This is a genomic window from Solibacillus cecembensis (assembly GCF_050272495.1).
Classification (GTDB): domain Bacteria; phylum Bacillota; class Bacilli; order Bacillales_A; family Planococcaceae; genus Solibacillus; species Solibacillus cecembensis.
Window position 1 is genome coordinate 109168 of record NZ_JBNNMF010000007.1, and the last position, 14250, is coordinate 123417.

The 14250-nt window shown below is 37.2% G+C and carries 17 protein-coding genes and 1 riboswitch; of the genes, 5 read left to right on the top strand and 12 right to left on the bottom strand.

Annotation, left to right across the window (positions count from 1 at the left end; genetic code table 11):
* Nucleotides 1-293: 293 nt before the first annotated feature.
* A riboswitch (cobalamin riboswitch) is annotated at nt 294-474 on the bottom strand.
* 81 nt (nt 475-555) lie between these two features.
* The 6 genes from ACQKIH_RS08175 to ACQKIH_RS08200 form a co-directional block, all read right to left on the bottom strand.
* Nucleotides 556-1338 carry an ABC transporter permease gene (locus tag ACQKIH_RS08175; protein WP_427764901.1) on the bottom strand — a complete coding sequence of 261 codons (783 nt, stop codon included), beginning with the start codon at nt 1336-1338 and terminating at the stop codon, nt 556-558.
* Nucleotides 1325-2227, bottom strand: a complete 903-nt coding sequence (locus ACQKIH_RS08180; protein WP_427764904.1) for an ABC transporter ATP-binding protein — start codon at nt 2225-2227, stop codon at nt 1325-1327. Before ACQKIH_RS08180 ends, ACQKIH_RS08175 begins: the two co-directional genes overlap by 14 nt.
* Nucleotides 2224-2424: a PLDc N-terminal domain-containing protein gene (locus tag ACQKIH_RS08185; RefSeq protein WP_427764907.1), complete on the bottom strand. Its 201-nt coding sequence runs from the start codon at nt 2422-2424 to the stop codon at nt 2224-2226. The genes ACQKIH_RS08180 and ACQKIH_RS08185 overlap by 4 nt, the downstream gene beginning before the upstream one ends.
* Nucleotides 2424-3542 (bottom strand): helix-turn-helix domain-containing protein, encoded by a 1119-nt coding sequence (locus tag ACQKIH_RS08190; RefSeq protein WP_427764909.1) that lies wholly within the window; start codon nt 3540-3542, stop codon nt 2424-2426. Before ACQKIH_RS08190 ends, ACQKIH_RS08185 begins: the two co-directional genes overlap by 1 nt.
* A 159-nt stretch (nt 3543-3701) precedes the next feature.
* Complete coding sequence (locus ACQKIH_RS08195) at nt 3702-4118, bottom strand: protein-tyrosine phosphatase family protein (RefSeq protein WP_057985369.1); 417 nt, start codon at nt 4116-4118, stop codon at nt 3702-3704.
* 13 nt (nt 4119-4131) lie between these two features.
* Complete coding sequence (locus ACQKIH_RS08200) at nt 4132-5082, bottom strand: carbohydrate kinase family protein (RefSeq protein WP_427764912.1); 951 nt, start codon at nt 5080-5082, stop codon at nt 4132-4134.
* A 147-nt stretch (nt 5083-5229) separates the two neighbouring features.
* Here ACQKIH_RS08200 and ACQKIH_RS08205 point away from each other — a divergent pair, with 147 nt between their 5' ends.
* Both ACQKIH_RS08205 and ACQKIH_RS08210 read left to right on the top strand, forming a co-directional pair.
* A complete protein-coding gene (locus tag ACQKIH_RS08205) occupies nt 5230-5793 on the top strand; it encodes a GNAT family N-acetyltransferase (RefSeq protein WP_057985365.1) in 564 nt (187 codons plus the stop codon).
* A 16-nt stretch (nt 5794-5809) separates the two neighbouring features.
* On the top strand, nt 5810-6718 hold the full coding sequence (locus tag ACQKIH_RS08210) for an EamA family transporter (RefSeq protein ID WP_427764916.1): 909 nt from the start codon (nt 5810-5812) through the stop codon (nt 6716-6718).
* A gap of 44 nt (nt 6719-6762) precedes the next feature.
* Here ACQKIH_RS08210 and ACQKIH_RS08215 read toward each other — a convergent pair whose 3' ends face one another.
* From ACQKIH_RS08215 to sigV, 3 genes are all read right to left on the bottom strand, one after another.
* On the bottom strand, nt 6763-6966 hold the full coding sequence (locus tag ACQKIH_RS08215) for an anti sigma factor C-terminal domain-containing protein (RefSeq protein ID WP_083493662.1): 204 nt from the start codon (nt 6964-6966) through the stop codon (nt 6763-6765).
* Between the two features lie 823 nt (nt 6967-7789).
* The gene (gene rsiV / locus ACQKIH_RS08220) at nt 7790-8677 is read right to left on the bottom strand and encodes an anti-sigma-V factor RsiV (RefSeq protein ID WP_427764918.1); all 888 of its coding nucleotides are present in this window, start codon (nt 8675-8677) and stop codon (nt 7790-7792) included.
* A 2-nt stretch (nt 8678-8679) separates the two neighbouring features.
* Nucleotides 8680-9174 (bottom strand): RNA polymerase sigma factor SigV, encoded by a 495-nt coding sequence (gene sigV, locus ACQKIH_RS08225; protein ID WP_057985354.1) that lies wholly within the window; start codon nt 9172-9174, stop codon nt 8680-8682.
* Between the two features lie 518 nt (nt 9175-9692).
* Between sigV and ACQKIH_RS08230 the strand changes: the two genes are divergently transcribed.
* The 3 genes from ACQKIH_RS08230 (at nt 9693) to ACQKIH_RS08240 (ending at nt 11164) form a co-directional block, all read left to right on the top strand.
* Nucleotides 9693-10052 (top strand): hypothetical protein, encoded by a 360-nt coding sequence (locus tag ACQKIH_RS08230; RefSeq protein ID WP_427764921.1) that lies wholly within the window; start codon nt 9693-9695, stop codon nt 10050-10052.
* Nucleotides 10053-10124: 72 nt separating this feature from the next.
* Nucleotides 10125-10838 (top strand): hypothetical protein, encoded by a 714-nt coding sequence (locus tag ACQKIH_RS08235; RefSeq protein ID WP_427764924.1) that lies wholly within the window; start codon nt 10125-10127, stop codon nt 10836-10838.
* A gap of 167 nt (nt 10839-11005) precedes the next feature.
* The gene (locus ACQKIH_RS08240) at nt 11006-11164 is read left to right on the top strand and encodes a YfhD family protein (protein WP_152982954.1); all 159 of its coding nucleotides are present in this window, start codon (nt 11006-11008) and stop codon (nt 11162-11164) included.
* Nucleotides 11165-11345: 181 nt separating this feature from the next.
* Here the strand turns inward: ACQKIH_RS08240 and phnX are convergent, their stop codons facing one another.
* The 3 genes from phnX to ACQKIH_RS08255 are packed head-to-tail and all read right to left on the bottom strand — an operon-like array spanning nt 11346 to nt 14246.
* Nucleotides 11346-12161, bottom strand: coding sequence for a phosphonoacetaldehyde hydrolase (phnX, locus tag ACQKIH_RS08245; RefSeq protein WP_427764928.1), 816 nt, complete (start codon nt 12159-12161; stop codon nt 11346-11348).
* Nucleotides 12161-13252: a 2-aminoethylphosphonate--pyruvate transaminase gene (phnW, locus tag ACQKIH_RS08250; RefSeq protein WP_427764931.1), complete on the bottom strand. Its 1092-nt coding sequence runs from the start codon at nt 13250-13252 to the stop codon at nt 12161-12163. Before phnW ends, phnX begins: the two co-directional genes overlap by 1 nt.
* A 10-nt stretch (nt 13253-13262) precedes the next feature.
* On the bottom strand, nt 13263-14246 hold the full coding sequence (locus ACQKIH_RS08255) for an extracellular solute-binding protein (RefSeq protein ID WP_427764934.1): 984 nt from the start codon (nt 14244-14246) through the stop codon (nt 13263-13265).
* Between the last annotated feature and the right edge of the window lie 4 nt (nt 14247-14250).

The window sequence follows — 14250 nt, forward strand, 5'->3', positions numbered from 1 at the left end:
AGCTTGCTCGAAAAACTCCTCATAAAAAATCTGTGACATCCGCCGGGGCTTTTACCTTTTTCAGCTTGGGTTTAAACCACACCTGATTTAAGTACATAGTTGTCATTCATCGTCATACTCTAATAAGTAGAGGACTTTTGCTGAAGCAAGTAAAAAAAAGATACCCAAACTTCTTTTACAAAAGAAGTTTGGGTATCTGAAAATTTATACAAAAAATCGCATTTTAAAAAAATAGAATCTACTACGACCTGCCATATTTGAGTTCTCATCTACACTTCTCCCACCGAAAAGTAAGTAATCGAATTAAATAAGCAGGTTTCCTGGCTTAAACTTCACTTTACTCTCACATCTTCCCATCCTCAGACAGTGATATTCGTGATTTCATCAGTTATTACAGTAGCGGGGGCTGCATTAGATTTTCACTAATTTCCCTATTAATCTCAAAATATAAGCACTTATTTAATAGTTTATTAAATTATGACTTTACAATACCATATAAATGAAATATTACAACTATTTTATAATTGGCTTCGCGGCCTCGGTTTTATATAAACGCTAAACCTTCACCGTGCTCGCTCTTTTTTTACTAAAGTAAATTCCTACAATAACAAAGACAAATATCAATGAAAGCGTCAGTATAAACGTACTCCAAAATATTGACATCGTGACGGATTCATCGACAAGACGCAATCCATATGTCGACAGTTTATATGGAGTAACCGTCCAAAAACCTCCAATTATGGAATCTACAACTGAGCCAATTAAGATTAAAACAATCGTTATCGTCGTCGCAATCGGTGTTTTAAATGCGGCACTCATCGCCACTGTAACAGCCATGACAAAAAGCAGCCATATGCAATACGTACCAAGCATCGCCATAAAGCGAGCAGGGTCTACTTTTCCATATAATAGCACCGTATAATACATACTTCCCGCATAGCCAGCTATTGCACTAACAATCGCCACACTGCTCGCCACAATCCATTTGCTTAAAAACATCGCAGTAAAAGAAATCGGACGTACATATAAAAGTGTGGCTTTGCCATTTTGACGTTCCTTACTAAACGTACCAGTATAAGATGCAATTAATACAATTAATCCAATAGATTGAAACTGCCCCGTTGAAGCGGCAAGTAAATCGATTGCATGGAGTTCCGGCATCATCGTCGCAAATCCTTCTGGCATATTACCAACTGCATTTAAAATATCCTCCATGAAATAATTGAGGATTGGATCCGTAATACCAAGCAATATAAAGACAATCGGAATCCAAATAAATTTAAAACTACGCCAGCTTTCACGCCATTCTTTTAGTAGCAATGTGTTAAATTGTCCCATCAGATCCCGCCACCTTCATGAAGATTTCTTCCAAACTTGCTGTTTCTCGTTCCACTTTCACAACATGATAAGGTGCGCTCGCTAAAAGCTGAAGTAGCTGTTGCATCGATGGCTTTTCTTCTCGAATATCCACATAAACGATATTTTGTTCAGCTTTTGCTACAAGCTCTGATTGACTCGCAAATTGCCTCGCTTCTTCACTTGATGCAAATTGAATTTTATAGCGCGGCTCATCAAACTTTGTACGCACTTGATGAAGAGACCCTTGCTCGACAAGTTGACCTTTTCGTAAAAAGAGCACTTGATCGGTCATTTCCTCTGCATCATTTAAAATATGTGTTGAATACAAAATAGTTGTTTGCTGTTGGATTTCTTTCAGCAAGTTCATAATTTCTCTACGTCCAACAGGGTCCAGCGCTGATACTGGCTCATCTAGCAATAATAATTTCGGTTGATGAATAATAGCTTGTGCGATACCTAAACGCTGCTTCATCCCACCTGAAAACGTTGATACTTTTTTATGCATCGCTACACCAAGACCAACGAATTCTAATATTTTTTGTGCTTCTTTTTTGACTTTGCGTTTTTCCATACCACTTAAATTCGCGGTCATCTCCAAATATTCGAATGCTGTTAACCATGAAAAATATTGTGGATACTGCGGTAAAAAACCGATTGCACTTCGAATATCTTTAACACCTGGCATAATAATTTGGCCATTTGTTGGTTGTAATAAGCCTGTTAGCATCGATAATGTCGTTGTTTTCCCCGCACCATTTGGACCAATGAGCGCAGTAGCTGTATGTTCTTCCAATGTAAACGACACGTGATCGACAACTTTTTGTTCACCGAATTGTTTTGTTAATTGCGCTACTTGTATACATGTCATTGGCTTTTACGTCCGAAAATAAAGTATAAAATCGGTCCAATTGTTGATACAAATAATGCTACGATAATCCATAGCCATTTCGGTCCATTTGTTGCGCCGTTACGACTTATATCCACAATCACAACGAGCGCTAAAATAAAATGCAAAATAATTAATGGGGCAATAAGCGCCCAGTTTATATTCGCTAACTCTTCCACTATAACTCCCCCTCTAGTTGTAAATGATGTTGTAAATTCGTCATCATCATTTTAAATTGCGTATTATCTTGTAGTGCGCTAAATATTGGATTATTTGCAACGCTTGCTACAAGATCCTTTTTAATCGATAAATTATCTCTTGGCGCTTGTTTGTCGACCCGCTCCTGCTGATCAATCCATTGACCAAGCTTATAAAAATAACCATCACCACTCAGCTCCAATGGAAACTTTAATGCGCTACAAATTTGTGTGTACTGCTCAATCATTTGAAGTGCCTGCTCCGTTTGATTTCGCATCATATAACCACTTGCTGCTTTAATATAAAAAACAAGCGCTACGTTAGGATTTAAATTCGTAATTTGGAAAGTTTCAAGCAATAGCTGAATGCGTTTTATCGTTTCGTCAAAATGAGCGGTATGATCAACTTCAAGCAATAATGTTTCCGTTGCATTTGAGATTAACGCAACCGTTTGCTGGTATATGCTTACTTGTAAAACTTCCTTCGCCTTTTCTTGATTACCGAGCATCGTATGCGCCGTTGCAATCAAATGCTCAGTCCCATATTGCACGGCTGCTTCCTCTCCTAATAGTTCAAGAACTTGCTTTGGTTTCCCCTGCATAATGGAAATAAATGCTTCTAAAACGGTCGCTTCGTATGATAGCTGACGATGATGGCTTTGCGTTTTGATACGCTCACATAACGTAAAACATTTTTCTAATATTTCATCTGGATTGGCAGCTTTCAGATAATAATTCATATACAACTGCGCGATTTTCAATAAGAATGGAAAGCATGAATAGTATTCTGCTATCATTTCGTCGATTTGTTCATCCACTTGTTCGAACGGCTCATTCCCGAACCTTTTAGCTAACGTCGAATAGATCGACATAATTCGTTCCTTCGTCATTTGCGGTTCATAACCTAATAGAAGATCTATCGATACATTAAAATACGTCGCGAGCTTCGGCAAAAGTGTAATATCAGGATAACTTAGCCCCTTCTCCCACTTCGATACCGCCGCACGAGAAACACCGACATAGTGCGCAATTTGTTCTTGCGTCACCTGTAATTCCTTTCGTCGCTCCGTAAATAGTTGTGCAAATTGAAAATTCTCCATGCGCATGCCTCCTCTTATTACTTACTATAAAGAAATTTAATGGAAAAAAATAGCGAATGTACGTTAATTTTTTGCACTTTTGTCAACCAATGGTTGCATTATACTTTCTTTTTGAACAAAAAAACGAAACCGCGCACAATTGGCGATTTCGTCATAGTCTTATTTTTTATAAAGCGTTTCTAACGCTACCTGCATATTTTCTCGTACTTTAACTGCTGGGCGTGCACCTTTTACCTGTGAAATTGCTTCATCCAAATCCGATGTGGCTCCAATTTCTAACAGTGTCGCCACAGCCATAACCCCCGCGCGACCCGTGCCACTACCGCAATGAATATAAATTTTCTCGCCCGCTTCATACGCTTGTGCTAATTTTACCGCACCTGCTTTGATCGTTTCAGCTGTTGCCTCTTCTGTAATCGGTGCGTGAATATAGTTGTATGCTTGTTCCCCTTCACGTCCATTGACACGCACATCAAATACCGTATCAATTTGCTCAGATGACACCGCTTGTTCCGTATCATCCGCACTGCCAATGAAAATTCGACCTGCTACTAGTTCATTATAATGACGATTCATTGCGATTCCTCCATTATACTTCTATTAGATGCTTAATATCTTCATAGCTTGGGAGTGCCGTTAAAGCACCTGCTTTAGTTGCTGCCATTGCACCGAGCTTATTTCCGAAAGACACACACTTAATTAAATCTTCTGCAACCGTTGGCAGACCGTTAAAATGAACGTAACGTAAAACGCCTGCCATAAAGGCATCTCCAGCACCTGTTGTATCTACTGCCACGACTGGATCTACTGTTACATGCATTACTTCCCCATTTAACACAGCATAAGCACCGTCTGCCCCAACTGTTATAAGCACAATCGGTACTAATAACTCGTCTAATTTCGCTAAGCCATCCTCGATTGTGTCTGTTTCTGTTAAGAAAAATAATTCCTCATCCGTAAGCTTTAAAATATCCGCATCTTCAAAAAAGGAAGCGATTGTTTCGCGGCATTGCTGCTCTGAATCCCAACGTAATGGACGGATATTCGCATCAATCGCTAAAATGGCACCCTTGTCCTTCGCCATGTCAACTGCGGCACGCGTCGTAGCAAGTGCAGTCGGCTCGAACATTGTTCCTGAGCACACATTAAAAATAGAAGCGCGTTTAAAAGCGGCCTCTTGTAATTGCTCCTGTGCTACTTGAAGCGCTGGTGTTTCATCTACATAATCTTTGAATTCACGCTCACCATTTTCATTTAAATGCACATAAACGCCACTTACACGTTTACTTGGATCGTAAATGGCATAATCTAAATTTACGCCTTCTTTTAAAATTTCCTCGCGACAAAATTGAGATGTTTCATCATCCCCTGAAATGGTAATTAGTGCAGATGGCGCACCAATTCGGCTAATGCCTGCCGCGACATTAATCGTTGCACCGCCTAGATATTTTGTAAACGACGTATTCGTTTGGTCATTTGCTATATAATCAACAAAAGCATCTCCATAAACTAAAATGAAATCTTTGTTTGACTGATTCATGGGTTGTCCTACCTCCGACATTGTATTCCTTTTAATTTAACATAAAACTATGATTTCGATAAAGCTTTATACTATTCAGAACTATTCCATTTTCCCTTGCAGCTCGGATTTCTGTTATAATTTATTAAATCAAGGAGAGGATTTTAAATGACCATTTTTATTAGACAGGCTGAAATTACGGATGCAAAAGCAGTTGCTCCTTTAATTTATGATGCGATTGGTGATATTGCCAACAACTTAACGGGTGAACAAGAATCACCAAAAATTATTGCTGCCTTAGAACAGCTTGTAAAAGAAACTTCAAACCGGCATTCCTTTTTGAATACATTTGTTGCAGTCGCTAACGATGCCGTAAAAGGGATTGTTGTTTTATATGATGGAATACAAGGCACAATACTTGATCAGCAGCTCGAAGCACAACTTGCGCAAAAAGGGTTCCACCTTACGATTGATGGGGAAGCTCATGACGATGAATATTATATTGATACGATTTGCGTGTCAAAAGAAGCTCGCGGTCTTGGAATTGGGACAAAGCTTCTTCAGTTCGCGGAAGAACATGGGCGCATGCTAGGTTATCAAAAATTAGCATTAAATGTAGAGCTCGAAAAAGCAGATGCGCGTCGTTTATATGAACGTATGGGCTTTAATGTCACAGAACCTTGGACAATTATAGACGAACCGTTTCATCATATGGTGAAATCGCTTCATTAGAATAGGACGGAATTAGATGAAAGCAACTTGGATTTACCCTCTAATGATTGTCATTGCCTCTAGTAGTTACGGTATTTTATCGACGATCGTAAAAGTAGCAATGCAACATGGATACACTTCTTCTGAGGCCATTACAAGCCAATATGTTTTTGGTTTTTTACTTGCCCTCATATTATTTATCGCGACACAGCGAACATTACCGAAACTTACAAAATCTGGCGTAGTCTTACTTATATGTGCAGGCTTCTTCACTGCCCTTACCGGAATTGTTTACGGGGAATCTTTAAATTATTTACCCGCTTCACTCGCAGTCGTTATGCTCTTCCAATTTACTTGGATTGGTCTTTTAATGGATTGCGTCATTAAAAAGCGTTTCCTGAGTCGCATTGAGCTCATTTCATTAGGCTTTTTACTAACAGGGACGATTTTCGCAGCAGGAATTATCGATGTCGATTTATCACAAATTCCTTGGCAAGGATGGGCACTTGGTTTAGCATCTGCCTTTAGCTTTGCTACCTTTTTACAAATCAATGCACGCCCAGTAGAAGGGGTGACAATGATTGGACGAACATTTATTTTATCCATCGTTGCACTTACTGTCATTTCGATCTTCCTTTCACCTGAAATTATGTGGAATGGGCAAATCACAGCAGGCTTATGGAAATTTGGTTTAATGCTCGGATTTTTCGGCATTATTTTACCGATTTTATTATTCTCAATCGCTGCCCCAAAAGTTGGTGGCGGACTTGTTCCGATACTTAGCGCGATGGAATTACCCGTTGCGATTATCGTATCTGTTCTCGTTTTAAAAGAAACATTAACAGGGATTCAAGTCGGAGGAATTGTTCTTGTGTTAATTGGGATGGTTTTACCTTCTTATTTTGCCGCGAGAAAACGACGAATGATCTCAACACATACTGAATAAAAAATGCCGAAACGTTCATTTAGCAACGTTTCGGCATTTTTATATTATTCCCAATTCCAAAGCTCGACATCACCAAGCTCCACTTCATGTATCCCTGTTTCTGAACGCAATTTTAACAACTCTTTTGTTGGACCTGTTACAACTACCCCATATACTTGAAACCCATTTTCTTGCAAGTATTGATAGCGTTCCTCTAAATAACTAAATCCAAGGAATCTTTCGTGATAACTAGTTCGTTTATTTAGCATTTCCAGACATTTTGTACAAATAATAATATAACGCCTTCATGTATTGGCGATAAAGGGCATCCAAATGATCTTTACGTTACATACTTTCTCCTTTCTCTCTCTCTATTGAACACGTTTCATTAGCAATAATGTTACATTAAAATTTCGATATTTAAGTAACTTTAATTAGAACAAAGCGCTAGCGCGTCTTTGGTGCACGGTCCGAGTTGATTGTTTCAGCCAAAGCATTTTTCCGCCTACTGTTCATCACCGTTTTAACTGATTGATTCTTCATGACTACAGAGGAGCAAATTGTTATACTTTCTGATATATTTAAGAAAATAAAAATTCATCCAAATCAATGCTGTTTTACAAGCGTTTTTTATTTGTCTAAAAATAAAGACGCTATCCAGCAAAATAAAACTGGATAGCGTCTTTTCTTTTTTTACAATATCATCCGTATAAGATGTTGCGTGCCTATTGTAGCATGAAAATAACTCCATTTTGGGGTACCGCCAACATTTCACGCACCACCCCCAATAAGTTTTTTTAAAATGCTTACCATGCTAAAAGTATGCATGATTTTATGCACAAGACTCCAGCTGCAACATGCCCAAAATCACGATCAAATTGTTGGTATTCATGGATTTGTAGAAAACTGTATAAAAAGCTGTATAAACAATGTTCCACTTAAAAAGTTAAAAACATTGTCAAATCAGCGTTTGTGGCTTTTCCATGTGTCCCCAAACTTCCATTTGGGATCGTTTATTAGGTTTATTTTGTATACTTTATAAATCCTTGTTTCATTAAAGCCCCGTTAGTTGAATAAGGCTCTGCTCTCGGACTATTTGATATACGTATTGCTTTCAAGATCATCTTTAATGACCTCAGTAGGAATTATGAACTCCAAAGCGCCCATTGCCCCTGGTGCTACTTCGTATTTGTCAAAGCAAATGACCAACTTACCCTCGTTATTGATGTAGAAACTTTGATTTCTATCGATATTTACAAAAGATACCTCTTCAGGCTTTTCAACAATTCCCGCTACCCAGTAGTAATTACTGCTATCTTTCTTATAATTTGCGATCATTTGCTCACTGATATTGCTGCTGATGTTATAAATGTAGTTATCATCTTTGAAAAGACTTGGTAATGTAATTAAAAGTTCGTTCTTTTTATCTATCGTATCGAATTCTCTTGCGGAGTAACCATTTGATGTGCTGACTTCATAACGCTCGATAGAAAGGATTTGATCGTTGTCGGTCTTCACTTCATAACCCCCTTTGACTCCAATATGTCCTCCGCCTATGCTCTCAACATATTTCATATTTTCCTTGAAGGCTTCATATTGTGCTTGGGCTTCAACCATATATTTTTTATTTAAGCTTGCTTCGAATTCAGTGTTCTCCAATCCTTGTAAAGCTGGTACTTCGATATCTGCTTTATATGTTTCTTTATCTTCTTTAAATTCTTGGAAGGAAACAATTTTTGCTAGACTACCAATGACAGGTACGTCTTTTACCGAAGCCGCAAATGAATCACTCGTGTTCACACCTAATACAAAAAATAGTGCTGCTGCCGCTACTCCTCCAGTAATTTTTTTAGGCAATTTTTTATGATTTTTATTGTTCTTCATTCCTTGTTTTATTGCATGCCTAACAACAAAATCTAATTCTTCTGGAATAGGAATATTATCATTTTCTTTTTTCATTTGTTTTAATTTATCATCCATTATTAATAATTCTCCTCAATCATATCGATGCGTAATATTTGTAACGCTTTGTACAACCTTGTTTTAACTGTATTGATATTTTCATTTAAGATCTCAGCAATTTCACCTAGTTTGAAGTCTTCGATGTATCGAAGTATAATCACGCTACGGTACTGCTCGGGTAACGCATTGATTGCTGTATTTAAATCAACATTTTCATAATTATCCACCATTCCTGTATCTAAGTTAGCTAGTACCTCGTCATCTATAACCATAAGTTTTTTCTGTTTCCGAAGCAGGTCAAGAGCCGTATTCACCACAATTCGATAGAACCATGTTCTGATATACTCAGGATTTTTTAATGAATTCTTATTAGAGAACGCTTTATTAATCGCATCATGCACCACATCAAGTGCATCTTCCCTATTTTGTACATATTGGTAAGCCAGTCTGTAGTACTTTTCTTTATTCTGCATCACAAAATCTGCGATGTTTGTCCCTAAATCTGTTTTATCCATCTTTTACAACTTCTCCTTAAGGTGAAAATTCATAATAAGTGCACTCTTTAAGTTTGACGGAGAGCTAACCTAAAAAGTTTTCTAACACAAATAAAATTAAAATAATTTAATTAATCTTCTTTTATTACGTTACTGATGGTAAAAGATTAACAACAAAATAAGTAAACTTTCTAATGTCAATAAAATTTTACCTCTTCACAAAAAGTCGTTCTTCTACAACTAACCTGCTCCGTTAGTTGAAGGAAAAAAAGCCCCCAAAGCGTCGTTTGGTAACTTTTTCTCTTAACGTTGTAAATCCGCATAAAAGGAAGAAAGAAAACGAAGCAAAGTCACGTTTATCTTTAGGATAGATGCCTTTTTGTATATTCCTATTATGGTACATACAGAACACCGTACAACAAATGGAGTTAATCGAAGTGTGTAAAACGATACCTTTATAGGGATAAATAAAAACGTTATAGGGATGGTCCTGAAGGATTTTAAACGGCATATAATTAGTAAAGGGAGAGTGATTATGGTTGAAAAGGAAAAATCACTTATCTGTTATGAATAATCCGAACTATAGAAGTAATGGAATTGAAGAAACAAGCTGGAGAAAGGCAGCTGAAGTTTTCGATAAATATGGTAGTGACGGTATGTTGGAGGATGCAAGGGAAGAATTAGAAGAAAATACGGGGAGGAAGATAATGGGGGATAAGATGAATTGGGCAAAGTATCGTTATTACATGAATCGAAAACTTGAAAGGAGAAATAATCGGACTTTGGAACAAAAAATCGAACATTCCGTAAAAGAAATGGAAAGTAAAAGGCGAAAAAGGGAAATGGAATTTGATAAATTTCTTAAAGAAAAATACAATATTGACAAAAAAGAGGACTGAAGAATAAATCATTCAGTCTTTTTTAGTGATATAAGAAATCATTCTGGGGAACATTAAAATGAGGTGATTTTGATGAAAAAATATGTGATTGTTTTGTTCATGTTTGCTTCATTTGTTGGCCCAATCAGTATTATTAGTGCAAAGGGTAAAGATAAAGGATACGACTTGATTGCAGAAGTACCTAAAGAGAATATCGTACTATACGCTAAGAAAGATGATGACTTATATCGTGATTTTAAAATTGATTTTAAGGGGTGGATTTTTACCGAATCATTTTGGATAAACGATACCAATCCTACGTACAAACCGCAACTTTTTTATGAGGATCTAAATGGTGATGGGAATAAGGAATTAATCGTAATTTTAACTCTTTGGACTGGAACTGAACTACATGTTGAAGAAGTACATGTTTTTGACTATCGAGAGGAATATGGATTAACTGAAGTTCTTATCGATAATCCTATGGCAATTATTAATAAAAACATAAAAACGAAAATAACCCCTGAAAATGCTGAACTTGTGTTGAACGGTGAAGTGTTTAAATACGATACCTCATTTATAGAATCGTCATATTTATCCGATGATATATCTTTTGAAAGCATCATTCATTATAGAGTGATTAATAATCAACTTATAGTCGAATCAGCTGCTCTAATGACACAAGGTTCGGTCATAGGGGATGTCATTATTACTTATGAATACCGTGATAAAATGTATCAAGATAAATCGATTGAGTTTAAAATGAATCCTGTGAACAAACCCATTTATGGACCAACGAAATACTAAAGCAACCGAACCCTTTAATCGGTGATGTACATTTTTAATTTTATTTAATATAAATATAACAACGGTAAGGGCAAAAATCCTCCAAAAGGAAAGGTTTAATTTCCATGATTAAAAAAAGAATTCCAAGCCATATTAAGAAGGATTCAAATTGAAAGGAGAGATATTTCATGGGAAGAGACAATAAACAAGGTCAAAGCAGCAACAAAGGTTCCTTACCCCAAACACCGAAAAACCAGAAAATTGCCCCAAATAAAGTGCGAGAGGAGTTTGCTCAAGAGTTAGCAGATCTTAAAAAATTGGCTTTTAAAACTCCCCATAAGAAATAGGAAATTTTCGCTTACACATTTAATGTGCGCAATAAAACTTCTTCATTCCATCTAATGAGGTACTTCCTGTTCAAAGCTGAACTGGAAGTACCTTTTTCCTTTTGAAATAGGGAAACAATCGAAAAAAATTAGACCACTTCACTCCCATCTAACATGGAAATCAAGTAGCCTAATACTGTTTTTATTTGCTATATGAAATCGTTTGTTCTAAGCTTGCTTCAATTTCCCCAATAATTTGTGGTAATTGTTGCATTGTTTCAATTGTATAATGTGCACCGTATGATTCAAACTTCAAACGTGTTTTTTCAATTAGCTGTTGTTTCTGCTCTGTTGTTAGCTGTTGATATTCCTCTTCACTCACACCCATTTCTGAGCTCCCAACAAGAACACCTACTGCCCACACACCAGCATGTAGCGCCTCTTTCATGTCGGAAGCTGTATCTCCTACTTTGACAATATGTTTTACATGGCTTAATTGCAGTTGACGCATATTTTCAAAAATCATATACGGATATGGACGTCCGATATTATCTAAATCAGTTGGTGTAACAAGATAATCTGGTGAATAGCCTTTTTTCTTCGCTTCTGGCACAACAACCATCATCATCTCTTTTGTATATCCTGTAGTTGAACCAATTTTAATATTATTCGCGCGCAACCATTCTACCGTTTCTAAAACTCCTTGGATTGGTGTTGTATATTTAGCAAGTGAAATCATTAACTGCTCTTCAAATTGTGCATATAATCGATTCACATCTTCTTCGTTAAATGGATTTCCATATACATCTTGCCATTTCGCATTGATACGAGGCATTTGTAGCATCGCACGGATATGGTCAATTTTTAACATGCCCATTGGCTCGCGCGCTTCTTCTAACGTTACCTCAACATCAGCATTCTTAAAAATTTCTAAAAATACATTTACAGGCGCAAAGCATCCGAAATCTACCGTTGTTCCAGCCCAGTCAAAAATAACACCTTCGATTTTTGTTGTCATTATACTTGCACCCCCATATATTCTTTAATTGCTCCTACTAATTGCTCCATATCTGACAGATGAATATCCCCAATATTACCAATACGGAATGTATTGGCATCCGTTAATTTCCCAGGATATAAAACGAATCCTTTTTGCTTAATCGCTTCATAAAAGGCTACAAAATCAAAGTTTTCATGCGGATAAAAGTAAGATGTAATAATAGGTGACTGATGTGCTTCATCAATATACGACTTAAAGCCTATCGCCTGCATTTCTTTGCGTAAATAAGCGTTACTTGAAGCATAACGAGTAAAGCGAGCTGCTACTCCACCTTCTTCTTCTAATTCAACTAAAGCCTGTGCAAATGCAGCTACCACATGTGTCGGTGATGTAAAACGCCATTTGCCATCTACTTTCATCGCTTGCCACTGATCGTATAAATCGAGTGATACACTTCGAGCTATCCCTTTGCATGCTGATAGACGGTCAATATTTGCAATGACAAAGCCGAAACCAGGTACACCTTGAATGCACTTATTCGCACTACTAACTAAATAATCAATTTGTAATGCTGCAACATTAATTGGGACACCACCGAAACTACTCATTGCATCAATAATCACTTGTTTATTATGTTGTTTTGCAACGGCAATCACTTCTTCAATCGGGTTTAAAATGCCCGTTGTCGTTTCACAATGCACCATCGCTACGTGCGTAATTGCTGGATCTTGTTGTAATAGAGATTCAATATCAGATGCATTCACCGCTTCTCCATACGATGTTTCGTACTGAGTATGCTGGATGCCAATTGCATTTGCCATTTGCACCATGCGCTCACCGTAAGCACCATTTGTAATGAATAACACTTTATCTCTTGAGCGAACTGCTGTTGTTAGTACGGCTTCTACAACAAAGCTTCCACTACCTTGCATTAATACAGCTGTATATTTTTCTTCAGTTACACCTGCAATTTGCAGTAATTGTTTACGAATGGTTTGTGTAATTTCTTTATATTCGTCATCCCATGTGCAGCGGTCTTCATTCATCACATTACGTACAGTATTTGTTGTTGTTAACGGTCCTGGTGTTAATAATTTGTATCGATTCATAATGATCCCCCTATTGTTTCGCAGCGTTAAAGATCGCTTGATGTTGTTGTAATAACTCGACTGTTAATGTCGATGTCCATTTCTTTAAGTAAGCAGGCTCATTGGCTACATTTTCACCTTCATATAAAGCTACTGGATATTGCACAAGTAATTGTTCACGTGCTTCATTGGCAATTGTTATAGCAATTTCTTGGGCTTTCTTTTCTTTTTCATCATCTTCCTTATCAATTACCGCAACCGATTCCGCTAACGAGTAATTGCCTTCGATTGGATCAATATAATCAATAGGTAAGCCTTCCTCTTTTGCATCAAGCGCTTGTGCACGTAAGCCAAACCCAATTGGTACTTCACCCGTTTTCACTTTTTTAATTGGACCAGACCCTGAGCTTTCTAAATGCGGCCCCACATTTCCAATTAAATCAGCTAAAATTTGTTGCCCTTCTTTTTCTCCGTATTCAGCAATAACCGCTTGTACAAGTAGCCATCCGGTAGAAGAATCCATAATGTTTGGAATCGAAATTAAATCTTTATATTGCGGATCCGTTAAATCTTTTAAAGATGTTGGTGTGTCTAACCCTTTTTGTACAAGCATTTCTGTATTAACAAAAATCGAACCGACATTCCCTAAAATCGGCAATTGGATATTCGACGTTTCATCAATCAATGCTTTTGAGGACGTTAAATCAATAAACATATCATGCTGTGCATCCGCGCTATCGATATAATAAGATGCCATCGTTACAACATCCGCCTCAATCTTTTTCCCTTCAGCTAAAAGCTTTCCACCAAGCTCTGATGTGCCGACAGATTGAATAATATACTCCCCTTTAAAGCCTTTATCATTTAGTGTATTTTGCATGACTTCAATCGCTTCATCATCCGCATTGGAATAAATAATTACTTGGTCATTCGAATTGGCACTCCCACTGCTACAAGCCGCCAATACAATTGCCGAACCTGCTACCGTTAAAAATCCCATTACTTTTTTATTCATTTTC

Bases quoted from the DNA above. Each gene is read 5' to 3' on its own strand.
- rsiV (WP_427764918.1), bottom strand. From the start codon at position 8,677: ATGGATGATAAATTAAAACAAATGAAAAAAGAAAATGATAATATTCCT.
- ACQKIH_RS08180 (WP_427764904.1), bottom strand. From the start codon at position 2,227: ATGACATGTATACAAGTAGCGCAATTAACAAAACAATTCGGTGAACAA.
- ACQKIH_RS08195 (WP_057985369.1), bottom strand. From the start codon at position 4,118: ATGAATCGTCATTATAATGAACTAGTAGCAGGTCGAATTTTCATTGGC.
- phnX (WP_427764928.1), bottom strand. From the start codon at position 12,161: ATGACAACAAAAATCGAAGGTGTTATTTTTGACTGGGCTGGAACAACG.
- ACQKIH_RS08235 (WP_427764924.1), top strand. From the start codon at position 10,125: ATGAAAAAATATGTGATTGTTTTGTTCATGTTTGCTTCATTTGTTGGC.
- ACQKIH_RS08255 (WP_427764934.1), bottom strand. From the start codon at position 14,246: ATGAATAAAAAAGTAATGGGATTTTTAACGGTAGCAGGTTCGGCAATT.
- ACQKIH_RS08210 (WP_427764916.1), top strand. From the start codon at position 5,810: ATGAAAGCAACTTGGATTTACCCTCTAATGATTGTCATTGCCTCTAGT.
- sigV (WP_057985354.1), bottom strand. From the start codon at position 9,174: ATGGATAAAACAGATTTAGGGACAAACATCGCAGATTTTGTGATGCAG.
- ACQKIH_RS08175 (WP_427764901.1), bottom strand. From the start codon at position 1,338: ATGGGACAATTTAACACATTGCTACTAAAAGAATGGCGTGAAAGCTGG.
- ACQKIH_RS08190 (WP_427764909.1), bottom strand. From the start codon at position 3,542: ATGGAGAATTTTCAATTTGCACAACTATTTACGGAGCGACGAAAGGAA.
- ACQKIH_RS08205 (WP_057985365.1), top strand. From the start codon at position 5,230: ATGACCATTTTTATTAGACAGGCTGAAATTACGGATGCAAAAGCAGTT.
- ACQKIH_RS08240 (WP_152982954.1), top strand. From the start codon at position 11,006: ATGGGAAGAGACAATAAACAAGGTCAAAGCAGCAACAAAGGTTCCTTA.
- phnW (WP_427764931.1), bottom strand. From the start codon at position 13,252: ATGAATCGATACAAATTATTAACACCAGGACCGTTAACAACAACAAAT.
- ACQKIH_RS08215 (WP_083493662.1), bottom strand. From the start codon at position 6,966: ATGCTAAATAAACGAACTAGTTATCACGAAAGATTCCTTGGATTTAGT.
- ACQKIH_RS08200 (WP_427764912.1), bottom strand. From the start codon at position 5,082: ATGAATCAGTCAAACAAAGATTTCATTTTAGTTTATGGAGATGCTTTT.